The sequence below is a fragment of the Frateuria sp. genome, assembly GCF_035695185.1.
In the GTDB taxonomy this organism is placed as follows: Bacteria; Pseudomonadota; Gammaproteobacteria; order Xanthomonadales; family Rhodanobacteraceae; genus Frateuria_A.
This window is the reverse complement of record NZ_DASSES010000103.1, coordinates 1-24,792: the sequence shown is the minus strand read 5'-3', so window position 1 is coordinate 24,792 and position 24,792 is coordinate 1. Positions and strand designations below refer to the sequence as shown.

Below are 24,792 nucleotides of genomic sequence, written 5' to 3'. Positions count from 1 at the left end.
GGGGGAGGGCCGGGGTGAGGGGCGGGACTCCTCCGATACCGAAAGAAAAAGCCCGGGCAAGGCCCGGGCTTTTTTATTTCCAACGAGGATGCGGTCGCAGCGACATTTTTCCAAAAGGCAGGCGTGCACGCTCCCGCAGGCTTCGCCCCACCCCAGCCTCTCCCCGAAAGGGAGAGCGCACCGATCGCTCAGCGCAGTCCGGTTTCGTTGCGCGCGATCACGATGCGCTGGATCTCGCTGGTGCCCTCGTAGATCTCGGTGATCTTGGCATCGCGGAAGTAGCGCTCCAGCGGCATCTCCTTGGAGTAACCCATGCCACCATGGATCTGCACCGCCTGGTGGCTGATCCACATCGCTGCCTCGGAGGCGGTCAGCTTGGCGATCGCCGCCTCGGTGCCGAAGCGTCCGCCGGTCCGCTCCGCCTCGCCCTTGGCCCACGCGGCGCGCAGGGTCAGCAGCGTGGCGGCATCCAGCTTGCACTTCATGTCGGCGATCTTGGCCTGGGTCATCTGGAACGTGCCGATCGGCGTGCCGAACGCCTTGCGGTCGCGCGACCACTGCAGGGTGGCTTCATACGCGGCGCGGCCGATGCCCACCGCCTGCGAGGCGATGCCGATGCGCCCGGCATCCAGCACACCCATGGCGATCGCGAAGCCCTTGCCTTCCTGTCCGAGCAGGTTTTCCTTCGGGCAGACGTAGTCGTTGAACTCGATCTCGCAGGTGGCCGAGGCGCGGATGCCTAGCTTCGGCTCGGTCTTGCCGGCGTGGAAGCCCTTCTTCTGGGTGTCGATGATGAACGCCGAGACGCCTTTGGCGCCGATACCCGGCGTCGTGATCGCGAACAGCACGATGTAGCGCGCCACCGGGCCGGAGGTGATCCAGCTCTTCTTGCCGTTGATCACCCAGTCGCCGTCCGCGTTCTTCACCGCGCGGGTGTGCATGTTGGAGGCGTCCGATCCCGACTGCGGTTCGGTCAGCGCGTAGGCGCCGATGGCCTCGCCCGAGGCGATCGCGCGCACGTAGGTCTGCTTCTGCTCCTCGGTGCCGTGCTTGAGGATGCCGTTGCAGAACAGCGAGTTGTTGACCGACATGATGGTCGAGGTGGCGGCATCGGCCGCCGCGATCTCGATCATGGCCAGCACGTAGGCGATCGGGTCCATGCCGGCGCCGCCGTACTCCGTCGGCACCTCGATCCCCATCAGGCCCAGCTGGCCCATTTCCCGGATGTTCTCGAGCGGGAACTCGCCCTTGGCATCCAGCTCGGCGGCGACCGGCGCGATGCGCTTCTGAGCGAAATCGCGGGCGATCGACTGGATCGATAGCTGGTCTTCGGTGAAACGGAAATCCATGGGGCGGCTCCAAGACTTGGCGAAGCCCACTAGTTTAACCCAACCGGCGCCCGCTCCCTGTGGGACCGGCCGTCGCTTGACCCCGTGCCAGCGCCGCCCTAGGCTATCTATCTCCCTATCGCGATATAAGGATGGAAATGGATCTGGCGACCGCCTCCGGCGTCCTGCGCCTGCTCGCCGACCCCACCCGGGTGCGCCTGCTGGCGCTGCTGGAGCGCGAGGAACTGACCGTGGCCGAGCTGGCGCAGGTGCTGCATCTGGCCCAGCCGCGCGTGTCCACCCACCTGGCCAAGCTCAAGGAGGCCGAGCTGGTCCGCGACCGCCGGGCCGGTGTCTCGGCCTACTACCGCGCCAACAACGAGGGGGGGGCGCACCAGCACGCGCTGCTGCATTCGCTGCGCGAGAGCATCGACGATGCCCTGCTCCGGGAAGACGCCGCCCGCCTGCCGGCGGTGCTTGCCAACCGTGCCCGCGCCGAGGGCTGGGCGGACACGGTGGCCGGCGACATGGAGCGCCACTACTCACCCGGTCGCACCTGGGAAACCCTTGCCCGCTCGCTGCTGCAGTTGCTGGAAACGGGCGACGTGCTGGACATCGCCTCGGGAGATGGCATCACCGCCGAGCTGCTGGCGCCGCATGCCCACTCGATCGTCTGCGTGGACTCCAGCGAGCGCGTGGTCGCTGCCGCGGCGCAACGCCTGAAGGCGTTCCCCAACGTGCAAGTGCGCCAGGGCGACATGCACGCGCTGGACCTGGGCAGGCAGCGCTTCGACCTGGTGCTGATGTTGCACGCGCTGACCTACGCCGAACGCCCGTCCCGGGCCGTGGCCGAGGCCGCGCGCCTGCTGCGCAGCGGCGGCCGGCTGCTGGCCGTCACCCTGGGCAAGCACGCCCATCGCACGGCGGTGGAGCCCTTCGACCACCGCAACCTCGGTTTCACCCGCGAGGAGCTGGCCCGTTTTGCCACCGATGCCGGCCTGGCGGTGTCCAGCTGCGTGCGCCTGAGCCGCGAACGCAAGGCGCCGCATTTCGAAGTTATCAGCATGCTGGCGCGCAAGCCATGAGCCCGGTCCGCGCGGAAGGAGCCGGCCCGGCGCGCCTGCTTCGCAATGCCCTGGAGAGTTCGACATGACCACCCTGCCCTGGCTCCATCCCGCCCGCGTCGCCCGGCTCGAACAGGCCCTGCGCGAGCGCATCCTGATCCTCGACGGCGCGATGGGCACCATGCTGCAGGGCCATGCGCTGGACGAATCGGGCTTCCGCGGCGAGCGCTTCGCACATGGCCACGACAGCCGGCACGACCATGCCCACCCGGGTGGCTGCGATCTGAAAGGCAACAACGACCTGCTTTCGCTGACCCGCCCCGAGTTGATCCGCGGCGTGCACGAGGCCTACCTGGAGGCCGGCGCCGACCTGGTCGAGACCAATACCTTCAACTCCACCCGCATCAGCCAGGCCGACTACCACCTCGAGCACCTGGCCTACGAACTGAACCTCGAGGGCGCCCGGCTGGCCCGCGCGGCCTGTGACGCGTACACCGCCAGAACGCCGGACAGGCCCCGCTTCGTCATCGGCGTGCTCGGGCCGACCAGCCGCACCGCCTCGCTGTCGCCGGATGTCAACGACCCGGGCTTCCGCAACGTGACGTTCGAGGAACTGGCATCGAACTACCGCGAGTCCGCCGCCGGACTGATCGATGGCGGCGCCGACGTCGTGATGGTGGAAACCATTTTCGACACGCTCAACGCGAAGGCCGCGTTGTTCGCCCTGTCCGAGCTGTTCCACGAGCGTGGCGCGCGCGTACCGGTGATGATCTCCGGCACGATCACCGACCGTTCCGGCCGTACGCTCTCCGGCCAGACGGCCGAGGCCTTCTACTACTCGGTGTGCCATGCCCAGCCGCTGGCGGTGGGGCTGAACTGCGCGCTCGGCGCAGCCGACCTGCGTCCCCACGTGCAGACGCTGGCCGACATTGCCGACTGCTACGTCAGCACGCATCCCAATGCCGGACTTCCCAACGCCTTCGCCGAATACGACGAGACACCCGAACAGATGGCCAGCGTCGTGGCCGGCTTCGCCCGCGACGGCCTGCTCAACCTGGTCGGCGGGTGCTGCGGGACCACGCCCGCGCACATCGCGGCGATCGCCGGGGCAGTGCGTGGCTGTGCGCCGCGGCGGCTGCCGGTGGCCTCGCAGGAAGCCGCATGAGTACCTGGAACCGGCCCCCTCTCCCCGTCGGGCAGAGGGTCGGAATGACGGGCGACCCTGGCGACGGCCAGGCATCAAAGCCCGCTCTTTCGAGCCTCCCCGCAAGCCACGCCCCCTCACTTCAATCCTCTCCCCGAAAGGGAGAGGAAGCGAAAGCAAAAGCATGACCATCATTCGCCACACGCGACTCTCCGGTCTCGAACCGCTGGTCCTCACCCCCGACCTGCTGTTCGTCAATGTCGGCGAGCGCACCAATGTCACCGGCTCGGCCCAGTTCAGGAAGCTGATCAAGGAAGACCGCTACGAGGAAGCGGTCGAGGTCGCGCGCCAGCAGGTCGCCAACGGCGCGCAGATCATCGACGTCAACATGGACGAGGGCCTGATCGACTCCGAAGCGGCGATGGTGCGCTTTCTCAACCTGATCGCTGCCGAACCGGACATCGCCCGCGTGCCGGTGATGGTCGACTCCTCCAAGTGGAGCGTGATCGAGGCGGGCCTGCGCTGCCTGCAGGGCAAGGGCATCGTCAACTCCATCTCGATGAAGGAAGGCGAGGAGGCGTTCCTGGAGCACGCGCGGAAAGTGCGCCAGTACGGAGCGGCCGCCGTGGTGATGGCGTTCGACGAGGAAGGCCAGGCCGACACCGCCGAACGCAAGATCGACATCTGTTCCCGCGCCTACCGGCTGCTCACCGAACAGGTCGCGTTTCCGCCCGAAGACATCATCTTCGACCCCAACATTTTCGCCATCGCGACCGGTATCGAGGAACACAACAACTACGCGGTGGACTTCATCGAAGCGACACGCGAACTGAAACGGCGTTTCCCGGCCTGTCACGTTTCCGGTGGCGTTTCCAACGTGTCGTTTTCCTTCCGCGGGAACGACACGGTACGCGAGGCGATCCATTCGGTGTTCCTGTACCACGCGATCAAGGCCGGCATGGACATGGGCATCGTCAACGCCGGTGCGCTGGCCATCTACGACGAACTCGACCCGGTGTTGCGCGAGCGGGTCGAGGACGTGGTGCTCAACCGCCGCCCCGATGCCACCGAGCGGCTGCTGGACATCGCCGACAACTACCGCAAGAAGAAGGGCGAGGCCGTCGTCGAGAACCTCGCCTGGCGCGACAAGCCCGTGCGCGAACGGCTCAGCCACGCCCTGGTCCACGGCATCGACCAGTTCGTCGTGGAAGACACCGAGGAGGCGCGCCAGCAATGCGCGCGGCCGCTCGATGTGATCGAGGGTCCGCTGATGGACGGCATGAACGTCGTCGGCGACCTGTTCGGCGCCGGCAAGATGTTCCTGCCGCAGGTGGTCAAGTCCGCGCGCGTGATGAAGAAAGCGGTCGCCTACCTGTTGCCCTACATCGAGGCCGAAAAGCTGCGTACCGGAGACGCCGGCAAGAACAACGGCAAGATCGTGATGGCCACGGTCAAGGGTGACGTGCACGACATCGGCAAGAACATCGTGGGCGTGGTGCTCCGCTGCAATAATTTCGAGGTGGTCGACCTCGGCGTGATGGTGCCCGCGCAGAAGATCCTGGAGACGGCGATCGCCGAGAAGGCCGACATGATCGGTCTTTCCGGGCTGATCACGCCCTCGCTGGAGGAGATGGGCCACGTCGCACGCGAAATGCAGCGCCAGGGGTTTACCGTGCCGCTACTGATCGGCGGCGCGACCACCTCGCGCGCGCATACCGCGCTCAAGATCGAGCCGCACTACAAGGCACCGTGCGTGTGGGTGAAGGATGCCTCGCGCGCGGTCGGCGTGGCACAGTCGCTGGTCAGCAAGGACCTGCTCGACGCCTTCATGGCGAAGATCCGCGCGGAATATGCCGAGGTACGCGAGCGCCACCGTCACCGCGGCCCGGGGAAACAGCTGGTGCCGCTGGAGAAGGCCCGCGCTCAACGCTTCACCTGCGATTGGGCCAGCTACGAGCCGCCCCAGCCGGTGAGGCCAGGCATCACCGTATTCGACGACTATGACCTCGCCGAGCTGCGCGGCTACATCGACTGGACGCCGTTCTTCCAGGCCTGGGAGCTGGCCGGACACTATCCGGCGATCCTCACCGACGAGGTGGTCGGGCCGCAGGCGACCGAGCTGTTCAAAGACGCACAGAACATGCTCGACCGCATCGTTGCCGAAAAGTGGCTGACCGCCCGTGCCGTGATCGGCTTCTGGCCAGCCGCCAGCGTGGGCGACGACATCGAGCTGGACGTGGGCCCCGTCCCCTCGGGCGAGGGGTCACGGGTAGGGGACGAGGGCTTGCCGGACGGATCCACCACCGGAAAGACAGTGCTCCACCACTTGCGCCAGCAGGCCGACAAGCCGGTCGAGCGCCCCAACCTCTGCCTGTCCGATTTCATCGCCCCCAGGACATGCGGCAAGCGCGACTGGATCGGCGGCTTCGCGGTCACCGCGGGACTCGGCATCGAGCCGCACCTCGAACGCTTCCACGCCGAGCACGACGACTATTCCTCCATCGTCCTGAAAGCCCTGGCCGACCGCCTTGCCGAGGCCTTCGCCGAGCGCATGCACGAGCGCGTGCGCCGCGAGTTCTGGGGCTACGCACCGGACGAGGCGCTGGACAACCAGGCATTGATCGCCGAGACGTACCAGGGCATCCGCCCTGCCCCGGGCTACCCCGCCTGCCCCGACCACACCGAGAAGACCACCCTGTTCCGCCTGCTCGACGCCCCGACCCATGCCGGCATCGAATTGACCGAAGGTTTCTCGATGTATCCCGCTGCGGCGGTATCGGGCTGGTACTTCTCCCACCCCGGCAGCCAGTACTTCGTGGTCGGGCGGCTCACCCGCGAACAGGTCGAGGACTATGCCAGGCGCAAGGGCTGGAGCCGCGAAGAGGCCGAGCGCTGGCTGGCCTCCAATCTGGACTACGACCCCGACTGAGACCCGGGGCGGGACCGTGATGCCATCGTCGCGCCCCGGCACCCCCGCAAGAGCAATGCGTACGCTGTGGGAGCGCACCTGTGCGCGACCGGATGCTACGGCCCCGCCACCACGGACCCAACCGTAGCAAGTCCCCTCGCGACCACCTCAGACTTCGCCGCCTGTGGCACTGGTCCTGCGGTGGCGCAGGTGCACCACCAGGTTATAGACGGACACGAAGACCGGGAAGAAGTTGGAGAGGATCCCCACCGAGTCGTTCTTGCCCACGGTGAAATACGCCAGCAACAGCGCACTTCCGATCACCGACAGCCACCAGAACGACAGCGGCATCACCACGCGCTTGTACTTGCGCGTGTAATACAGCTGCACGAACCAGCGACTGGTGAACATGAAGGTGCCGGCGAAACCGACCAGCTTCCAAGCCGTCAGCTGGAAATGCTGCAACGCGTGCAGGATGGGGGCGATCAGTTCCATGGGGTGGCGCCTGCCTGAAAGCCGGGCATTCTACCCAACCCGGCCCGAGCCCGACGTGGCCATTGACCACGCCGGCAAGGGCCCGTATAGTTGCGCGCTCCCGGCGGGCGGTTAGCTCAGCGGTAGAGCACTGCCTTCACACGGCAGGTGTCGCAAGTTCGATCCTTGCACCGCCCACCAACTGGACACCCATTGGCGACAATGGCAAGAGGCTCCCGAAAGGGGGCCTTTTTGTTGCCCCAGGCGCAGGGGCCACCACGGCCCAGTGGGCGTCGTGGCCGGGCGCCGAGCCGTCGCCGGCCAGCCCGGAGGCCGATGCGGCATCGACTCCGCCGAAACGCCCGCAGCCTCAAGGCAAGGCCGGTCAGGCCCCCCTTCTTCCACTTACCAGCACTGCTGGACGGTCCCGGAGCCGCTGACCTCGCGCTTGCCGGTCTGGTCGATGGACAGCGTGCCGCATTGCGTGTCCCTTGCCTTCTGCGCACCGAGGGGCGCCGCCTCGATCGTGTAGGAGCCCGCCGCCAGCGCAGTGGTCGAGCCGTCGGCGGGATAGTCGTACTTGTAGTACTGGCCGGTCTCGCTGGCCGCCGCGCAGCCCAGCACGGGCAATGGGTCGTTGGCGTCGACGCCGGCGCTGGTCTTGTCGTAGCTCAGGTTGGTCGTATAGAAGCGTTCCATGTAGTTGGAATACTCCGACAGACAACCGGCCGCCGCGACCCGGTGCGCCTTGACCAGGTGGCTCGTGTAGGACGGATAGGCGATCGCGGCAAGGATCGCTACGATCGCCAGCACCACCATCAGCTCGATCAGACTGAAGCCCGGTGCTGCCGGGCAAGCCAGGGTACGGACGTCTTGACGTTGGGACATGGTGTGCCTTTCCTCAATCACTGATCAGCTCGCGCCAGGACACCCGCTTGAAGGACGAGCCGGCGCCTGACGTATGGATGCTGCTGGTGGTGCCGTTGTCGAAGCTGGTCAACATCTGGCCGCCCACGAAAATCGGGTTGTTGGGCAACGAGCTGAAGCCCACGCCGGCCGCCGCATATTCCTTGCCGTCGATCGTGACGCGGTCCGCCGAGTCGATGACCCCGTCGCCGTTGAGGTCGAAGAAGTCCGGATCCGGGTTGCCGCCGGTGAACGGATCGACCGCCATGATCCAGCCGCTGCCCGATGGATTGCACACGTCGAGGGCCTTGGGCAGACGCGTCGTACCAACCAGCAGGCTGCCCTGGAACTGGCTCGGCGTCACCATGCGCTCACCGATCGGGTCATAGCCGGTGATCTTGCCGCTGTCGTCCAGGACCGGGGTTTGCAGGTCGAGGTACCAACCCGAGTGGTCTCCCAGCGCATTGGTGGACACCACACGCGCCGGCAGCGTGACAACCGTCTGCTGCGTACCGTCGGGGTTGGTGGTTGTGACGCTGCTGCCCGCGGTCTGGGCGAGGATGGTCTGCTGGGTCAGCGAGGTTCGCGTGGAGGTGGCCGTGACCGCCCGCCCGGTCGTGGTCGATTCGACGATCAGCCCGTACCAGGTCTGCAACTGACCGTCGGTCAGGTCGTCCGAGGCCAGGTAGCGGCCGGTCCCGAAGAAGACCCAGAGGTCGGTGGTATCGGGATTGCGGCCGGCGAGCATGCCGCCCGTGATGGGTTGACGGACGCCGCTGCTGTCCCGCGCAACGTACACGAGTGTTCCGCTGCTGCCGGTGTCGGCCTTCTTGTTCGCCTCGTCGTACAGGTCGAACGACCACACGTTGCCCAGCAGGTCGCCGGCGTACGCCACCGTGCTGATCGCGTCGGTACGGGAACCGATCCACACCGCGGGTGCGGCGAGGCCGTTGCTTGTCGAGCTGTTGGTCGTATGCACGTGCAAGGTGCCGTCGGCGAGGTCGAACTGCAGCAGCGCCGCCTTGCCGTTCTTGCTGTTGTAGCCGTTGCCCATCAGGACCGACCAGCCCCCATCCTCGGTCTGCGCGATCACCGGCTTGCCGGTCATCTGGCCGATGTAATCGCTCGTGCTCTGGCCGTCGTGCGCCGAACGCTCCCACAGGAACTTGATGTCGGTCGGGTCGGTGATGTCCAGCGCGTAAATGGCCTCGGCCATGCCGCGCCCGGTCGTGCCGACGAGCACCGTATGCCACGCACTGCCGAAGTAGGCATCGGCGATCGTCAGCTCGCCATCGTTGAAGAACTGATGGCGTCCCAGCGTGGTGTCCGAACCGTAGTCGGTGTGCGAGAGCACGCTGAGGCCTCGACGGGTGCCATCGGCCAGGTCCGCGCCATCGGTGAGCACGGCCGCCGGGAGGAAGGCGAACTTCTCCACACCGGTATCGGCATTGAACGCATGCAGCATGCCGTCGTTGGCCGCCACGTAGATCAGGCTCTCGCGCGAGGCGTTGTCGGAGGCGTAGGTCGCGAATTTGTCCGATCCACTGAAGGTCTTGCCGACGAACTGGTTGGCGCTGGGGGGGCCACCGAAGACCGGCTGCGAATCGACGATGTCGCCCAACGGCGTGGTGCGGTTGCGGAAGCTGCCGCTGTTGCGCAGTTCGTTGGCGGAATCTCCACGCAGGTAGTCGATCATCTTCGCGCGGTCGTCGGCCGAGCTGCCCAGCGCCGCCTGCTCGTCGGACGTGAGCGCGGTGGGAGGCGCCCCACTGCCGCCGTTCTTGAACGCCACCATTGAAGTGCCGGTCGAGAAGTAGATGTTGCGATCGGCCGCGGCCGGCAGCACCTTGGAGGCACTCCAGGTGGGGTGCTCGGCGATGGCGCCACTGGTCGGATCGACGGTCAGCGCATTGAGCTCACCCGTCCACACGCTGGTGACGTACTTGGCCTGGAAGGCGAAGGTGCCCTGCTTGAGTTCGGTCGAGTTGGCGGCAAGGCTGGCGCCGGTGCCGTTGCGCTGTGAGGCGCGGGTCAGTGCGCTGGCCAGGGAGCTGCGGAACGACTCCGGGTCATCAGCGGAATAGAAGCCGCCGTGGCCGTTGATCGCGGCATGCGCCATGTCCGAGATGTTGTTGATGCTGTCGGCCGAAGGCTTGGGCCAGCCGTTGAAGGTCAGGTCCGCCGGCTTGACGCCGGTGTTGGCCCAGCTCGTGATGCCGTCGATATCCAGCTTGGCGTTGTTGTTGTCGCCGTCGACCGCCGGGTAGCCCAGACCCAGCGTGAAGGTGGTCATGTGCTGCCAGAAGGCACTGTCCTGGGCGCTGGTCGGCACTTCGTTGGCGATGTCGGTGCGCAGGTCGTTTGCCCAGTACTTCATGGCCACGTCGGCGAGCGTGTCCGAGTAGCCGGGGCCCGGGCCGGTCCAGGTGAACGAGCAGGTGCCTTTTCGGCCTCTCCTGTTGGGTGGGCTGAAGTAACTGTCCTGGTAGCCGTTGTCGGTTCCGGTAATCGAGTTGTAGTAGGCCTTGCAGTCCGCAGCCGTGTAGACGCTGGAGGAATAGGTCTGCGTGACCGTACCCTGATCGACGTACGGCAATCGCGTGGTGTACTGGCCCGCCAGGCCCGAGGGGCCCTGGATCTTGGGTCCATCCACGCCATCGACATCTCCCACGCCGGGGTCGCTTCCGTTCCAGAAGCCATCCGTCGTCAGGATGGTGTAGGCAAGCCGGCACGCGTGGCAGGTGTCGTCCGAGGTGGAGGTCTCCCACGGCTGCTTGGTCTGGTAATACTGGCCGACGGCATCCAGGGCCTTGCGCAGCGGCGTGCCCTGGTGAGGGGGTGTCAGGTCCTCTACCCATTTCCAGAAATTGGCGCGCTGGGTGCCCGCACTGCCGTCGCCGAACGGGGCGACGTTCGCGATGTTCAGCGAGTTCTTGGTCGTGTAGTTGCCGCTACCCAGCGCCGTGATGTCGTCCGCGTTCGAGTTGTTGATCGAGGCGAAGCCGAGGCGGTAGGCAGGGTCGAGATCGTTGAACGCATTCATCAGCCCGCTTTTGGCCATCAGGATGCGCGTGTGGTAGTAGGCGAACCAGTTCGCGATGTTGGTGCCTGCGGCTACCCCCGAAGGGGCGGCGACACCGGAAGTGTCCGAGGCGGTGACGCAGTTGGACTGCGTGCCGCACGACGAGGCGGCCACGTAGTGCAAGGTATTGGTCGAGCCGGTCGCGTACTGGAACCAGGCGTGCTGCAGGAAGCGAAGCGTGCAGGTCCAGACCCAGCCGTTGTTGTAGGACCAGCTCCTGCTGTAGTCGTAGCCCGTGGCCCCTTGGTCCTTGGCCGCCGAGGCGCACTGGCTTTCGCTGCTCGCAGCGACGGTGGTGGTGTAGTAGCTGACATCCGAATACGGCACCTTGCTGTAGCCGTAACTGGCCGTACTGGTGTCGCTGTGACCGTCGTACGTCGACAGGTTCACCGTCCCCTGGCCCTGCTTGAACCCGTTCACCCACGCCGCGGTGAAGCTGGCATCCGGATAGCGCGTGCCGTCGACCTTGTAGGGCGGCCGATAGGTCTGGGTCGGGTCGTAGTAGACGCCGTTGACGTCCGAGTTGACGAGCGCCGCTGCGGCCGTACTGGACAGGTCGGAGTAATCCGGCATGACGTCCCAAAGCATCGACCCGGAATCGTCCAGCATCAGCACGATGTCCGGTGGCAACGGGTTCTGCACCGTGAGCGGCTGCTGGTCCAGCGGCACCGCGGTACTGGTCGCTGCCATCGCCGGCGGAACGTACGCCGCGCCGACGGCGCAGATGCAGGCGGCGACCGACACCAGCCGGGCGACGAAACGGGCCGTCTTGCTGCGGATGCGTGAGGCGGTGCTCATAGAGAGATCACTCCCGATCTAAACGTTATGCGCGGATGTCCACGCACGGCCGGCATGCACCGGTCGTCAGTTCTGCTTGACCATCGCCTGCAGGGTGACCACCGCACGGTTGTCGACCGTGGACGGATCGCCGCTGCGGGCGGTGATGCGATAGAAGGTGGCCGTGCTGGACTTGCCCTGGGCGCCGTACTGGGCGGCATTGGCGCTCTGGTTGAAGCCCGTGTCCGAATCCGGATCGGCCCAGCTGCCCATGTTCTCCACGACGTACTGCGGTTGCCCGCTGGCGACGCTCGACGCGCTGAACTGTCCGCTCGCCGTGCCTTCGGGCACGGTGACGATCTTGTCCTGGTCGAGGTTCGGGTCGTCGAAGGGGTTGCCTTCGCACACCACGCCGCCCGCCTGGCAGTTGCGGGCCAGCTCACCGGGATGGGTGAGGATGCGCTGCTGGGCGACCCGCAGTGCTGCCTCGGCGCTCTGGAACGCGATCTCGCGGTCGTACAGGTTGGATGCCATCTTCTGCTGCAGGATGGTTCCGCGCACGGCGGCAAAGCCCACCAGCGTGATGACGATCAACAGTATCAGGGCGATCACCAGCGCCGCGCCGCGCTGCCGGCGCCCCGCGCTGCGGGCACGGGAGTGACGTCGACGCACGGGCGCCGGATTCGCCGCACCAGCGGTAACGGACCGGCGCGATGGGCTGGAAAGGGCCGTCAGCATGGTTGTCTCCGAATAACCCATCGCTCAGTTGGTCCGGTTGCGCAGCACGGTCGTCGAGGTGAAGCTGCGCTGGATCGGTGCGAAGCCGGTGCCGGCTCGCTTGTCGGTGCTCTGCAGGGTCAGGGTGACCCGCACGGCGTCCACCGACGTCCAGGCGGGACCCGACGCGGCGTCGACGAAGTCCGCGCCCCCTTTCGGGTGGTACTGCACCTGCAGGTTGGTGACGTCGCGCACCATCTCCTGCGCCTGGGTCGTCGGCACGCCCGCCTGGTTGATCATCGCAATGCGGTAGAGCGAGCGCCCGCCGTCGGCGTTGTTGCCGATGTACCAGTCCGTGGCGACCATCTTGGAGATCGCCGAGTTGCGGTCGAAGGTGTACTCGTTGCCGTTGGTGGTGCACACCGTGGGGAAGCCGAGCCCCTTGGAGCAGTTGCCGGGCGACACCGTGCTGCCGTTGTTGTGCACGAGCGTCACGTTGCTGCCGTTCTGCACGGTCACCTGGACGACGGCCGCATGGTCGGGGTCGCACACCACCACAATGTCGCCGTCGACGATGTCGCTGGTGGTGGCGCTCAACTTGAAATTGGCCGCCGGGCCGCTGGGCGTTTCCGCGACGCTCAGCCCCAGGCCCTTGGCACCGACCAGCTGCACGGAATCGGTGCCGGCGACACGTTGACGTTCCGCCGTTCCGGTCACTACGGCCGGGTCATCCTGCCCCGCGTCATAGCCGTGCACCGCGTTGTCCCAGTTCAGGAACCAGTCGACGGCCGGGTCGTAAGCGGGTCCATTCGGACCATTGTTGAGCACATTGGCCAAGCGGCCATTGGTGTTGCAGCCGGTCAGGCCCGCCTGGCGCAGGTCCCTGGCCATGAGTTCAAACGCGATGCGTGCATTTTCCTGCACGCCGCTCAGGCCCTCGTTGGCCTGGTAGGTGCGGCGGCTCGCGACGAAGACGCTGATCGCGCCGGCGGTCACCACCAGCCCGAGCACCATCGCGATCATCAGCTCGATCAGGCTGAAGCCACGCCCGCGACGACGGCGACCCGCTGCCGGCTGCCGGCTGCCCTGGATCCGACGGTTGCTCATAGCATGGCCCTGGTAACGATCTGCTGCTGGTCGCTGCCGCCCTCGCCCGACCGGCTGTCGTCGAAAGTGACGGTCACCTGGCAATCCGCCGAGGACGTGCCCGCGGCGTTGCATGCGATGGTCCCCTTGGTGCTGTCGAGCGCCCCGAGGTTCTGCCCGAGCTGCCCGCACCAGACCTTGAGCTGCGCCCCCGGGAGACCGGTCGCGGCGACCGCCGAACACTTCGAGGCGGTCACGGTGGCGTTGTAGCTGCCGCCCCGGGCGTTGGCCAGGTCCGCACGCATGGCGTCGAGGATCGAGTAGCTGCTGACCGTGGCCATGCTGCGGGCCATCGCACTGTTGTTGGTCGACAGCGAGGTGGCCAGCAGCGCCGCCACGCCGAGGAACCCGATCGACAGGATCAGCATGGCGACCATGACCTCGATCAGGCCCACGCCGGCTTGTCGCCGCCCGTTCGGCTGGGCTCCGGGCCGTGGCCGCCCGCGGCCGGGCATGGTGCGAAAGGCGTTCCCGGTCATCAGCTGCACGCTCCGGAAAGGGTCTGGATGCGGGTGATGGACCCGGCCGACAGGGTCAACTTGCGGTGGTTGTCCTTGCCGAGTGCGGCGGTGCACAGGTCCACCACGGTGTCGTCGAACGGCGCACTGCTGCCGGCGGGGTGGGCCAGGCCATCGCCACCGAAGCGGACCGCGGCAAAGCCGCCGTCCATGGTCAGCGAGCCGGCACCCAGGCCCGCCTGGATCGAGGTCGCCTTGGACGCCACCAGCAGGAACACCGCGCCGGCACGCTCGCTCGCGGGCAGCGCGTCGCAGGCTGCGCTCAACGGATCGCTGCCGCCCGAGGCCGCGTCCCCGCACACCATGGCGCTGGTGTTGCGCTTGATCGCCTCCATTCGCGCCGCGCTGAGTGCCCCCAGCACGCTGTTGGCGCGGGTGGTCAGCTGGTTGGCGAGCATCATCGAGCGGAAATTGGGGACCGCGACGACGACCAGGATGGCCGCCACCATCAGCGCGACCAGCAACTCCACCAGCGTGAAACCGGCCTGCTTCGCGCCACGTGTGGCGCGAGCGCCTGATTCGGTCGTGGTCCGGCGGGGCCTGCCCTGCCATGAAGCCGTGCCGGCCAGGGTGGCGCGGGGCGAGACGACCGCAACGGTCCTCCCGGCCAACGAGACGCCGCGCTGGCTGCGCGCAAAACGATTCATTCGAGTCCCCTTCTGGACTTCCCCTGGCTCCAGCATAGGCAAGCAGGCGCCAGCTGCCAGACCATGGCGGACGAAAGGCAGGATTTTTCCGACGAGCGGCGCTTGATGGCCGGCCAGCTGTGGCCTGCGTCACACGATCTGGGCGCGGGTCCCGACTTCTACGCGGTTGCGTCCCGCGTCCTTGGCCCGGTACATCGCGTTGTCGGCGCGGCGGACCAGCTCGGCCAGATCGTCGGCGTCATGGTCGGCCAGTGCGGCGCCGACGCTGGCGGTGATCTGCAGTCCGGGAGCCAGGTTGGCCATCGGCAGGGATTCGACCTTGCGGCGCAGGCGCTCGGCGATGTGCTGAGCCACCTCCATGGTGGTGTCCGGCAGCACCACCAGGAACTCCTCGCCGCCCATCCGGCCAAGCAGGTCGAAGCGGCGCAGCGCCTGCTTGCACGCATGCGCCACGCGCACCAGCACCTGGTCGCCCACGGCGTGGCCAAAGGCGTCGTTCACCGCCTTGAAATGATCCACGTCCAGCACCAGCACGCACAACGGCTCGCCGCTCGCCGCCGCCTGGGCAAGCGCATGCCGCGCCAGCTCCTCGATGTGGCGCCGGTTCGCGATGCCCGTGAGCGGGTCGGTCATCGCCATGCGGTGCAGCTTGCGCGAGCGCCGGAACTGGCGCACCGCCAGCCAAAGCAGCAGCAGGATCAGCACGCCACCGAGCACCAGCGCCAGCCGTTGCCAGTGACGCACCCGCTCGAGCGATTGGAGCTGCTGCTCCTTCAGCGCGCGATCGGCCGCCAGCCGGCGGTTCTCCTGTTCGCGCCGGGCGGTCTGGAACTGATAGTTCATCAGGGTGGCGCTGTCCGAGTGCGCCTTGCGGTCCAGCGCCTCGTGCACCGTCACCAGCCGGCGCAGGTCCGCCACGGCAAGGTCCAGGCGATCGAGCGCCTGGTAGCTTCGCGCGCGGGCATCGAGCAGTTCGGCCAGGTAGCGCAGGTTGCCGCTTTGCTGCAGCAACTTCTCCGCCCCGTCGTACTCGTCGATGGCCTTGGCGTGCTGGCCCAGCCCTGCATGTGCCTCGGCGGTCTGCAGCAGGATCATGTCGCGGTTGGAGCGATCGCCCATGCGGGCAAAACCAGGCGTGGCCCTGGCCAGCTCCTTCAGCGCATCGCCGTAGCGGCCCTCCAGATTGTCGACCTGCGCAAGGCCCAGGTGGATGCTCGCCCCCCTGGAACGGTTGTCGACCGCCTGCGCGAGGACCAGCGCCCTGCGCAGGTGCTGCTCGGCCGCCGACTGGTGGCCCGCCTCGCTCTCGAGGAAACCCAGTTCCATGTGGGCGGCAAGCTGCTGCGCCCGATCGTGCCGCTGCTCGCCCTGGGCGAGCAACTTGTCCAGGTACTCCCGCGCCTGTCCCTGTTCGCCCAGCCGGCGATAGGCGACGGCGATGTTGAACAGGTTCTCCTCGCTCTCGACCGGCGCCCCGCTGGTGGCGTAGAACTTCTGCGCCTCGAGGAAGTCCACCAGCGCCAGCGCATGCTCGCCAAGCAGCGATTGCACGCTGCCGCGCCAGGTCAGTCCGTCGGCGACCAGCCGCTGGTCTTCGTGCTCGCGCGCCAACGCGATGCCGGCGTCGTAGTCGGCCAGCGCATCACGCGGCGTGGTCTGTGCCTCCTGGTTGGCTCCCCGGCAAAAATGGAAATTGATTTCCGCCTGGAAATAGCCCAGCCGCCTGGCATCCTCGATCCCCTTGTCCGCGTAGGCGATGCCCTGGTCGGGCGGGGCGTCCAACCCGAGGATGCAATACATGTAGCGGTAGCGAAGCATGCGTCGCGCGTCGCCCGGCGGCACCAGGCCCTTCATGTGCTCCAGTGCCTCGAGCACGCCCGCCTGGCTGTCCGGCGAGATCTCGCCACGCTCCAGTCGGCCGGCGTACTGGTCGAAGGCAGCCGCCTGTTCGGACGGCGCGCCGGCGAATGCCCGCCCCAGGAAGAGGCAGACCACGAGAATCGACACCGCCCGCAGCGGTTTTACTCTGGCTGTCGGTGTGGGCAAGGCAAAAATCCGATGGGCGCCCTTCCCTGGCGAACTCTGGCGGGTGTGTCTCCCGCTTAACGGCAGGCGACGCGGAAAACTGTAGCGGGCGGCGTCCCTACCTCCATCCGCCACCCCCTCCGGTCCCCAAGCTTGCCACGCCGCGCGCGCTTGCGTGCACGGCGACCGATCCGTAGAATTTCCGCCTCTTTGCCGGAATAGCTCAGTTGGTAGAGCGGCGCATTCGTAATGCGTAGGTCGTAGGTTCGAATCCTATTTCCGGCACCAGTACGCAAAAAGGCCCGCGCGAGCGGGCCTTTTTCTTGACGCCAGCAGGAGCGGCGCGCATGCGCCGGACGATGACCGGGTGGCGAGTACGTCCGTATCGGGGCGCCGGGGCTCAGAGGCTGGCGGGCACGCTGTCGCCGTCCAGGCGCAGTTCGCGCGGCAAGGCGAAGGTGATCGTCTCGGCCTCACCCTCCAGTTCGCGCACTTCGCCCGCGCCCCAGGATTGCAGCCGGGCGATCACGTCGCGCACCAGCTTGTCCGGCGCCGATGCGCCGGCGGTGATGCCGATGCGGGCCGAGCTCTCCAGCCAGGCGCGGTCGATGTGCTCGGCGCCGTCGATCAGGAAGGCACGCACGCCCTGCTTTTCGGCAAGTTCGCGCAGGCGGTTCGAGTTGGAGCTGTTGACCGAACCGACCACCAGCACCAGATCGACCGCCGAGGCCAGCCGTCGCACGGCGTCCTGGCGATTCTGCGTGGCGTAGCAGATGTCGTCCTTGCGGGGCCCCTCGATGTCGGGAAAGCGCTCGCGCAGCGCCGCGATGATCGCCTTGGTGTCGTCCACCGAAAGCGTGGTCTGGGTGACGTAGGAAAGCTGCTGCGGAAAGCGCGGCGCGAGCCCGGCCACGTCCTCGACCGACTCCACCAGCAGGATCTCGCCGCCGTTGGCCGGATTCCACTGGCCCATGGTGCCCTCGACCTCCGGATGCCCGGCGTGGCCGATCAGCACCACGCTGCGGCCGGTGCGACCCAGGCGGGCGACTTCCATGTGCACCTTGGTGACCAGCGGGCAGGTGGCGTCGAACACCTTGAGGGCACGGCGGCCAGCCTCCTCGCGTACGGCCTGGGACACGCCGTGGGCGCTGAAGATCACGGTGGCGCCGTCAGGCACCTCGTGCAGCTCCTCGACGAAGATGGCGCCGTCGGCACGCAGCTTCTCGACCACGTAGCGGTTGTGGACCACCTCGTGGCGTACGTAGATCGGCGCGCCATAGGACTCCAGCGCCCGCTCGACGATGGCGATGGCGCGGTCGACGCCGGCGCAGAAGCCGCGGGGGTTGGCGAGGAGAATGTCCATGGGCGTTTCGCGGAAGTGGGGGAGTTTCTGTACAACGGCCGGATTATCGCACGTTGGCCTTGCCGCTCCTGAAACCGAACAGGATCAGCAGCACCGCGCCTACCGTGATGCCGCAATCGGCCACGTTGAAAACCGGATAGCTCCACTGCCGGTAGTAGACCTGGATGAAGTCGGTCACCTGCGCGGCATGCAGTCGGTCGACCAGGTTGCCCAGCGCGCCGCCGACAATCAGCGCCAGCGGCAGGGCCGTGCGCCAGTCACGGCGCGGGGTACGCGCCAGCCACACGACCAGCGCGCCACTGATCAGCAACGCCAGGCCGACGAAAAACCAGCGCTGCCAGCCGTCGCTCTGGGCCAGAAAGCTGAAAGCCGCGCCGGTGTTGAAGGCGAGCGTCCAGTTGAGGACACCGGGGATCACCGCGTGTGGCATGCCGGCCGGCTGCAGGGCGTGCAGCGCCCAGAGCTTGGTGAGCTGGTCGAGGCCGATGACCAGCAGGGAAAGCAGCAGCCAGGGCAAGGCATTGGGTTTGGGATACATGGACCTGTCCAGAGCGATTCATCCAACCGTTCGCCCGGAGCGCCGCGCAGCGGGAGTCGAAGGGGCGCGCCTGCGGCAGCCTTCGATCCCGGTCCCGCGGCCCGCGCCCGGGGCGAGCAACTTTGCGTGATCAGAACCAGCGGCGCGTTTCGCCCTGCCCGGCCACGTTCTCGACGCAGCGACCGCACAGCTCCGGATGTTCCGGGTGGCTGCCCACGTCGGGACGGCGGTGCCAGCAGCGCACGCACTTGGCCGCATCGCTCGCCGTTGCCGAGACCCAGGCTTCGCCACCCGCCAGTTCCACCCTGGCCGCATCGGCCGGGCGCGGCGCCAGCGGTGCCAGCGAGGCCTCGGAGGTGATGAAGAAGAAGCGCAGCTCGTCCTGCGCCGATGCATAGCGCTCGGCCAGGGCGGGGTCGGCGTGGATCGCCAGGTTCGCCTCCAGCGAGGCGCCGATCCGGCCGTCCTTGCGCATGCCCTCGAGCACGCGAGCGCCGGCTTCGCGGATCGCCAACAGGTCGGCCCACCAGCGGCGCTGCTCGGGCGAACCTTGCGTCGCCGCCAGGCCGTCGTACCAGGTCTCGAACAGCACGCTCTCGCCACGCTCGCCGGGCAGGTGCTGCCAGATCTCCTCGGCGGTGAAGGCCAGGATCGGCGCCAGCCAACGCACCAGTGCCTGGGCGATGCGGAACATCGCGCTCTGCGCACTGCGCCGGCCGTGGCTGTCGGTCGGCATGGTGTAGAGGCGGTCCTTGGTGATATCCAGGTACAGCGCGCCCATCTCGTTGGTACAGAAGTTCTGCACGCGCGCGACCACGTCGGGGAAGTCGTAGCGCTCGTAGGCGGCGATCACCGCCTGCTGCACGTCGAACGCCTGCTGCACGGCCCACTGGTCCAGCGGCAGGGTCTCATCCACCGGCAGCAGGTGCCTGGCCGGGTCGAAGCCGTCCAGGTTGCCGAGCAGGAAGCGGGCGGTGTTGCGGATGCGCCGGTAGCTGTCCGAGACGCGCTTGAGGATTTCGTCCGAGACCGACATCTCGTTGCGGTAGTCGGCGGAAGCGACCCATAAACGCAGTACGTCGGCGCCGAGCGTGTCCATCACCTTCTGCGGCGCGACCACGTTGCCCAGGGACTTGGACATCTTGCGGCCGGATGCATCGACGGTGAAGCCGTGGGTGAGCACCTCGTCGTAGGGCGCCCGACCGCGGATCGCCGAGGAGGTCAGCAGCGAGGACTGGAACCAGCCACGATGCTGGTCCGAGCCTTCCAAGTACATCACCCGGTACTGCGCCGCATCGCCCTGCTGCAGCTCGGGCCGCTGGCCGATCACGCAGAAATGCGTGACGCCGGAGTCGAACCACACGTCGAGGATGTCGGTGACCTTCTCGTAGTCGCCGGCCTGGTCGCCCAGCAGCTCCGCCGCGTCCAGTTCGTACCAGGCATCCACGCCGCCCTGCTCCACCCGCCTCGCCACCTGCTCCAGCAACGCGACCGAATCCGGATGCGGCTCCTGCGTGCCCTTGTGCACGAACAGTGCGATCGGCACGCCCCAGGTCCGCTGGCGGCTGATGCACCAGTCCGGACGCCCGGCGACCATGCCGGCGATGCGTTCCTCGCCCCAGCCCGGCACCCAGCGCACGTCCTTGATCGCCTTGAGCGCGGTGGCGCGCAGCTGCGCTTGCTCCATGCCGATGAACCACTGCGGCGTGGCGCGGAAGATCACCGGCGTCTTGTGGCGCCAGCAGTTGGGGTAGCTGTGTTCGATCCTCGCGTGGGCGAGCAGCACGCCGCGACCACGCAGCAGGTCGACGATGGCGTCGTTGGCCTTCCAGATGTGCATGCCCGCCAGCGCGAGGCCATCGGCGACCGGCACGTCCTCGCGGTAGGCGCCGCGCGGGCCGACGTAGTTGAGCGTGCCAAGGCCGTTGTCACGGCCGACGATGAAATCCTCCATGCCGTGGTCCGGCGCCGTGTGCACGGCGCCGGTGCCGTCCTCGGCGGAGACGTGCTCGCCGAGCAGGATGGGAACCCTGCGGGAATAGAACGGGTGCTGGAGTTCGATGCCGTCGAGCTCGGCGCCCGTGACATGGCCAAGCACGCGCGCGGGCTCGACGCCATAGCGCCCGAGCGCCGGCTCGACCAGCGCGCTGGCGATCACCAGCAGCATGCGCCGGCCATCGCGCGCCGGCCCTTCGACCAGCGCATATTCCAGGTCCGCGCCCAAGGCCACCGCCTGGCTGGACGGCAGCGTCCACGGCGTCGTGGTCCAGATCGGCACGGCGACGACGGCATCGCCCGGGTCCACGCCGAATTTGCCGGCCAGCGCCTTCGGGTCGACCGCGTCGTACGCCACATCCACCGCCGGCGACTGCTTGTCGCCGTATTCGATCTCCGCCTCGGCCAGCGCCGAGCCGCAGTCGAAGCACCAGTACACCGGCTTGGCGCCACGCACGACGTGGCCGTTGGCGACGATGCGCGCCAGCGCGCGCAACATGTCCGCCTCGTAGCGGAAGTCCATGGTCTTGTAGGGATGCGACCAGTCGCCCAGTACGCCCAGCCGCTTGAAGTCCGCGCGCTGCCCGTCGATCTGCTCCTGCGCGTACTCGCGGCACTTCTGGCGGAACGCGCGGGCGTCGAGCTTCTCGCCCGGCTTGCCGTGCTTCTTTTCCACCGCGATCTCGATCGGCAGGCCGTGGCAGTCCCAGCCGGGCACGTACGGCGAGCGGCAGCCGGCCAGCAGCTTGGACTTGACCACCATGTCCTTGAGGATCTTGTTTACCGCATGGCCGATGTGGATCGCGCCATTGGCGTAGGGCGGCCCGTCATGCAGCACGAAGGCCTTCTCGCGCCCCGCCGCATGCTGCTGGATCTGCGCGTAGCGTCCGACCTTTTCCCACTCGGCCAGCCAGTGCGGCTCGCGCTTGGGCAGGTCGCCGCGCATCGGGAAATCCGTCTGCGGCAGATTGATCGTGCTCTTGTAGTCGTGCGTCATGAGGGGGCTGTCCATGGGGCGACGCCGGAAGGCACAGTACGCGCCGGCGAACCGTTGAAAATAGTGGAAATTGCTGCGTTGCGGTAGAGGACGGCCCCCGCAGGAGGCGCCCCGGAGATCGGTCGCGCCCAGGGGCGCTCCTGCGGAGCCCGGCCGCTCAGGCCTCGGCCAGCCGCGGATTCATGCCCAGCAGTTCGCGCGCCTGGCGGGCGTCCTCCCGCATCTGCGCGGTCAGCGCCTCCAGCCCGTCGAACTTGCGCTCGTCGCGCAGTCTGGCGACGAATTCCACCGCCATGCGCCGCCCGTAAAGGTCGCCCTCGAAATCGAACAGGCAGACCTCCAGCACCGGCTGCGCGACCTGGTTGACGGTCGGCCGCAGGCCCAGCGATGCCACGCCCGGCCAGCTGCACGGCGCCTCGCCGAGGCCGACGCGCACCGCGAAGATGCCCAGGATGGGGCTGACCCGCCCGCGCAAGTGGATGTTCGCCGTGGGAAACCCCAGCGTGCGGCCCAACTGGTTGCCCCGCTCTACCCGCCCCTCGATCACGAACGGCCGGCCGAGCAGGGGCGCCGCGCCGGCGAACTCGCCGGCAGCCAGCAGTGCCCTGACCCGGGTCGCCGAGACGCGGGCGCCCTCGAGCAGCACCGGCGGCATCACCCGCGTGGTGAATCCCAGCTCCGCGCCCATGCGTTCGAGCAGCGCGACGTCGCCCGTCCGCTTGTGTCCGAAGCGGAAATCCTCGCCCACCCAGACTTCCCGGGCCGCCAGCCGCTCGACCAGCACGCGGCGCACGAAATCCTCGGCGGACATCGACGTCAGCGCCGCGTTGAAGCGAAGCAGCAACGCGCGCGCCATGCCGGCGGCGGCAAAGCCCTTGAGCTTCTCGCGCACGCTGGAAAGCCGCGGCACCGGTACGGGCGAGAAGTAAGCGCGCGGCAGGGGCTCGAAGCTGACCACCGCCGGCTGTGCGTCCAGTGCGGCGGCGCGAATGCGGACCTCGGCCAGCAGGGCCTGGTGCCCGCGATGGAGGCCGTCGAAGGCGCCGATGGCCACCACGCTGCCTTCGGCGGCAAGGCAGGGCCCCGCAAGGTCCCGGGAAAGTCTCGTCATCCGGCCAGTATAAGCGGACGCCTGTCGCGGACCGTTCACACCCGCCCGCGGGAACACGCCAGGGGCAGGCCGGAATGACCGCACCCCGGGGGATGCCTGCCCGGCCCTTCAGACGCCGCGCAGTTCACCCAGCCGGAAGCCCATGGCGAACAGCGCCATCACGTAGGTTGCCCCACCCGCGCCGACCAGCACCGCCAGGTGCCAGACGCGCGTGAACGTCGGCACCGCCGTCCAGTCCTGCCACAGCCAGCGCCCGAGCAGCAGCACCGCCACCATCGCCGCGCAGGCGACCGCCAGGCGCAGGAAATGCCGCGCCCACCCGTGCTGGCGCTGGTACACCCCCGCCTGCTTGAGCCAGCGCCACAGCAGGCCCAGGTTGATGTAGCTGGCCAACGCACTGGCCATGCCCAGCGCCATGTGCAGGCCGGGCACCTGGGCCAGCGCCGGCAGCCAGGGCGCCTGCTTCTGTGCCGGGGTGGCCCACAGCGCGAACAGCAGCGCCACGAACAGCACGTTGAACGCCATGTTGGCCACCAGCGAGGCCACGCCCGCCCGCACGGGCGTGCGCGTGTCCTGTCGCGCGTAGAACGCGGGCAGCAGCACCTTGACCAGCGCGAAGGCCGGCAGGCCGAAGCTCAGCGCGGTGATCGAGAGCGTGGCCATGCGCGTGTCGAACGCGTCGAAGCGGCCGTGCTGGAACAGCGTCGCCACCAGCGGTTCGGCCAGCAGCATCAGGCCGAACATCGCTGGCACCGCGATCAGCAGCGTGGTGCGCAGGCCCCAGTCCAGCGCGCGCGAAAAACCGGTGCGGTCGGTGGTGACGTGGTGGCGCGACAGCGACGGCAGGATCACCGTGCCCAGCGCCACGCCGAATACGCCCAGCGGCAGCTCCAGGAAGCGGTCCGCCTGCGACAGCCAGCTCTGCGAGCCGGCGATCAGCAGCGAGGCGATCACCGTGTCCAGCAGCAGGTTGATCTGTGCCACCGAGGAGCCGAACAGCGTCGGCACCATCAGCCGCATGATCCGGCGCACCTGCGGGTGGCTCCAGCCCCAGCGCGGCAATGCGAGCAGGTCCAGGCCGCGCAGCGCGGGAAGCTGGAACAGGAGCTGCAGGACGCCCGCGGCCAGGATCGCCCAGCCCAGCGCCAGGATCGATGGCTCGATCAATTTCGACAGCCAGAGCGCACCGGCGATCATGCACAGGTTGAGGATCACCGGCGTCAACGCCGGCAGGCCGAAGCGATGGAAGCTGTTGAGCGCGCCACCGGACAGTGCGGTCAGCGAGACGAACAGCAGGAACGGGAAGGTAAGCCGCAGCAGCTCCACCGTCAGCGTGAACTTCTTCGGCTCATCCAGCGCGCCCGGCGAGAACAGCATGGTCACTTCCGGCGCGAAGATCAGCCCGATCGCGGTCACCACCAGCAGCACGCCGCCCAGCGTGCCCGACACGCGCGCCATCAGCTCCTTGAGTTCGGCGTGGCTGCCCTTTTCCTTCACCTCCGTGAAGACCGGGACGAAGGCGGTGGAGAACGATCCCTCCGCAAACAACCGGCGCATGAAATTCGGGATGCGGAAGGCGACCCAGAAAGCGTCGGTGGCCGCGTTGGCGCCGAAGGCGGAGTTGATGGCCATGTCGCGCACCAGGCCGAGCACGCGGGAAATCATGGTCATGCTGCTGAAGGACAGCAGCCCGCGGAACATGCTGGGGGATTTCATGCGTGGAGCGGAACCTGGCGCGGCCAAAGGCCGTAGTGTGACAGGCTGCCGGGGCGTGCAGATAGCACCGGCATGGCGACGCCGGGCCGGGAGCGCGCCGGATTGCCTGCATGAGGCGCATCCCTGCGCGGGCGGGATGCCGCCCATGCGCAACGCGCGCCTTTGCCGGTGCGCGTGCCCACGGAGCCGATACCGCCTAAACAGTTGACCGGCCAGCGCATTGCCCGCATAATTGCCCGTCTTTTTCCAACCCAAGCCTTCTCTGGAGTTCTACCTTGGCCAACATCAAGTCCGCGAAGAAGCGCGCGCGCCAGTCCGAGCAGCGCCGCCTGCGCA

The 24,792-nt window shown here is 67.7% G+C and carries 17 protein-coding genes and 2 tRNA genes; 5 read left to right on the top strand and 14 right to left on the bottom strand.

What is annotated here, in order from left to right; all coding sequences use genetic code 11:
- Positions 1–188: 188 nt before the first annotated feature.
- Positions 189–1,349 (bottom strand): acyl-CoA dehydrogenase family protein, encoded by a 1,161-nt coding sequence (locus VFH59_RS08115; RefSeq protein ID WP_325164378.1) that lies wholly within the window; start codon positions 1,347–1,349, stop codon positions 189–191.
- Positions 1,350–1,486: 137 nt separating this feature from the next.
- On the opposite strand from VFH59_RS08115, the gene VFH59_RS08110 reads away from it, so the two are divergent.
- The 3 genes from VFH59_RS08110 (at position 1,487) to metH (ending at position 6,465) form a co-directional block, all read left to right on the top strand.
- Positions 1,487–2,413, top strand: coding sequence for a metalloregulator ArsR/SmtB family transcription factor (locus tag VFH59_RS08110; RefSeq protein ID WP_325164377.1), 927 nt, complete (start codon positions 1,487–1,489; stop codon positions 2,411–2,413).
- A 64-nt stretch (positions 2,414–2,477) separates the two neighbouring features.
- A complete protein-coding gene (locus VFH59_RS08105) occupies positions 2,478–3,557 on the top strand; it encodes a homocysteine S-methyltransferase family protein (RefSeq protein ID WP_325164376.1) in 1,080 nt (359 codons plus the stop codon).
- A gap of 163 nt (positions 3,558–3,720) precedes the next feature.
- Entirely contained in the window at positions 3,721–6,465 is a 2,745-nt protein-coding gene (gene metH / locus VFH59_RS08100) for a methionine synthase (RefSeq protein WP_325164375.1), read from the top strand.
- 147 nt (positions 6,466–6,612) lie between these two features.
- On the opposite strand, the gene VFH59_RS08095 is transcribed toward metH, so the two are convergent.
- Positions 6,613–6,939 carry a lipid-A-disaccharide synthase N-terminal domain-containing protein gene (locus tag VFH59_RS08095; RefSeq protein WP_325164374.1) on the bottom strand — a complete coding sequence of 109 codons (327 nt, stop codon included), beginning with the start codon at positions 6,937–6,939 and terminating at the stop codon, positions 6,613–6,615.
- Between the two features lie 105 nt (positions 6,940–7,044).
- Between VFH59_RS08095 and VFH59_RS08090 the strand changes: the two genes are divergently transcribed.
- Positions 7,045–7,119 (top strand) — tRNA-Val (locus VFH59_RS08090).
- A gap of 204 nt (positions 7,120–7,323) precedes the next feature.
- Here the strand turns inward: VFH59_RS08090 and VFH59_RS08085 are convergent.
- The 7 genes from VFH59_RS08085 to VFH59_RS08055 all read right to left on the bottom strand — a co-directional run bounded on the left by VFH59_RS08085 (position 7,324) and on the right by VFH59_RS08055 (position 16,718).
- Positions 7,324–7,806 carry a type IV pilin protein gene (locus VFH59_RS08085; protein ID WP_325164373.1) on the bottom strand — a complete coding sequence of 161 codons (483 nt, stop codon included), beginning with the start codon at positions 7,804–7,806 and terminating at the stop codon, positions 7,324–7,326.
- 13 nt (positions 7,807–7,819) lie between these two features.
- Entirely contained in the window at positions 7,820–11,704 is a 3,885-nt protein-coding gene (locus VFH59_RS08080; RefSeq protein ID WP_325164372.1) for a pilus assembly protein, read from the bottom strand.
- A gap of 66 nt (positions 11,705–11,770) precedes the next feature.
- Positions 11,771–12,355, bottom strand: a complete 585-nt coding sequence (locus tag VFH59_RS08075) for a pilus assembly PilX family protein (RefSeq protein WP_325164371.1) — start codon at positions 12,353–12,355, stop codon at positions 11,771–11,773.
- 90 nt (positions 12,356–12,445) lie between these two features.
- Positions 12,446–13,507 carry a prepilin-type N-terminal cleavage/methylation domain-containing protein gene (locus tag VFH59_RS08070; RefSeq protein ID WP_325164370.1) on the bottom strand — a complete coding sequence of 354 codons (1,062 nt, stop codon included), beginning with the start codon at positions 13,505–13,507 and terminating at the stop codon, positions 12,446–12,448.
- The gene (pilV, locus tag VFH59_RS08065; RefSeq protein ID WP_325164388.1) at positions 13,504–14,001 is read right to left on the bottom strand and encodes a type IV pilus modification protein PilV; all 498 of its coding nucleotides are present in this window, start codon (positions 13,999–14,001) and stop codon (positions 13,504–13,506) included. Before pilV ends, VFH59_RS08070 begins: the two co-directional genes overlap by 4 nt.
- A gap of 23 nt (positions 14,002–14,024) precedes the next feature.
- Positions 14,025–14,711, bottom strand: a complete 687-nt coding sequence (locus VFH59_RS08060; protein WP_325164369.1) for a GspH/FimT family pseudopilin — start codon at positions 14,709–14,711, stop codon at positions 14,025–14,027.
- A gap of 129 nt (positions 14,712–14,840) precedes the next feature.
- Positions 14,841–16,718: a diguanylate cyclase gene (locus VFH59_RS08055; protein ID WP_325164368.1), complete on the bottom strand. Its 1,878-nt coding sequence runs from the start codon at positions 16,716–16,718 to the stop codon at positions 14,841–14,843.
- Positions 16,719–16,948: 230 nt separating this feature from the next.
- Here VFH59_RS08055 and VFH59_RS08050 point away from each other — a divergent pair.
- A tRNA-Thr gene (locus tag VFH59_RS08050) sits at positions 16,949–17,024 on the top strand.
- Between the two features lie 112 nt (positions 17,025–17,136).
- Here the strand turns inward: VFH59_RS08050 and ispH are convergent.
- From ispH to murJ, 5 genes are all read right to left on the bottom strand, one after another.
- Complete coding sequence (ispH, locus tag VFH59_RS08045) at positions 17,137–18,099, bottom strand: 4-hydroxy-3-methylbut-2-enyl diphosphate reductase (protein ID WP_325164367.1); 963 nt, start codon at positions 18,097–18,099, stop codon at positions 17,137–17,139.
- A gap of 43 nt (positions 18,100–18,142) precedes the next feature.
- Positions 18,143–18,637, bottom strand: a complete 495-nt coding sequence (gene lspA / locus VFH59_RS08040) for a signal peptidase II (protein WP_325164366.1) — start codon at positions 18,635–18,637, stop codon at positions 18,143–18,145.
- A 130-nt stretch (positions 18,638–18,767) separates the two neighbouring features.
- Positions 18,768–21,629 carry an isoleucine--tRNA ligase gene (gene ileS, locus VFH59_RS08035; RefSeq protein WP_325164387.1) on the bottom strand — a complete coding sequence of 954 codons (2,862 nt, stop codon included), beginning with the start codon at positions 21,627–21,629 and terminating at the stop codon, positions 18,768–18,770.
- Between the two features lie 157 nt (positions 21,630–21,786).
- Positions 21,787–22,740 carry a bifunctional riboflavin kinase/FAD synthetase gene (locus tag VFH59_RS08030; RefSeq protein ID WP_325164365.1) on the bottom strand — a complete coding sequence of 318 codons (954 nt, stop codon included), beginning with the start codon at positions 22,738–22,740 and terminating at the stop codon, positions 21,787–21,789.
- Positions 22,741–22,848: 108 nt separating this feature from the next.
- Positions 22,849–24,456, bottom strand: coding sequence for a murein biosynthesis integral membrane protein MurJ (murJ, locus tag VFH59_RS08025; protein ID WP_325164364.1), 1,608 nt, complete (start codon positions 24,454–24,456; stop codon positions 22,849–22,851).
- Between the last annotated feature and the right edge of the window lie 336 nt (positions 24,457–24,792).

Coding starts and splice junctions, on each gene's coding strand:
- VFH59_RS08115 (WP_325164378.1), bottom strand. CDS start 1,349: ATGGATTTCCGTTTCACCGAAGACCAGCTATCGATCCAGTCGATCGCC.
- VFH59_RS08110 (WP_325164377.1), top strand. CDS start 1,487: ATGGATCTGGCGACCGCCTCCGGCGTCCTGCGCCTGCTCGCCGACCCC.
- VFH59_RS08105 (WP_325164376.1), top strand. CDS start 2,478: ATGACCACCCTGCCCTGGCTCCATCCCGCCCGCGTCGCCCGGCTCGAA.
- metH (WP_325164375.1), top strand. CDS start 3,721: ATGACCATCATTCGCCACACGCGACTCTCCGGTCTCGAACCGCTGGTC.
- VFH59_RS08095 (WP_325164374.1), bottom strand. CDS start 6,939: ATGGAACTGATCGCCCCCATCCTGCACGCGTTGCAGCATTTCCAGCTG.
- VFH59_RS08085 (WP_325164373.1), bottom strand. CDS start 7,806: ATGTCCCAACGTCAAGACGTCCGTACCCTGGCTTGCCCGGCAGCACCG.
- VFH59_RS08080 (WP_325164372.1), bottom strand. CDS start 11,704: ATGAGCACCGCCTCACGCATCCGCAGCAAGACGGCCCGTTTCGTCGCC.
- VFH59_RS08070 (WP_325164370.1), bottom strand. CDS start 13,507: ATGAGCAACCGTCGGATCCAGGGCAGCCGGCAGCCGGCAGCGGGTCGC.
- pilV (WP_325164388.1), bottom strand. CDS start 14,001: ATGCCCGGCCGCGGGCGGCCACGGCCCGGAGCCCAGCCGAACGGGCGG.
- VFH59_RS08060 (WP_325164369.1), bottom strand. CDS start 14,711: ATGAATCGTTTTGCGCGCAGCCAGCGCGGCGTCTCGTTGGCCGGGAGG.
- ispH (WP_325164367.1), bottom strand. CDS start 18,099: ATGGACATTCTCCTCGCCAACCCCCGCGGCTTCTGCGCCGGCGTCGAC.
- lspA (WP_325164366.1), bottom strand. CDS start 18,637: ATGTATCCCAAACCCAATGCCTTGCCCTGGCTGCTGCTTTCCCTGCTG.
- ileS (WP_325164387.1), bottom strand. CDS start 21,629: ATGACGCACGACTACAAGAGCACGATCAATCTGCCGCAGACGGATTTC.
- VFH59_RS08030 (WP_325164365.1), bottom strand. CDS start 22,740: ATGACGAGACTTTCCCGGGACCTTGCGGGGCCCTGCCTTGCCGCCGAA.
- murJ (WP_325164364.1), bottom strand. CDS start 24,456: ATGAAATCCCCCAGCATGTTCCGCGGGCTGCTGTCCTTCAGCAGCATG.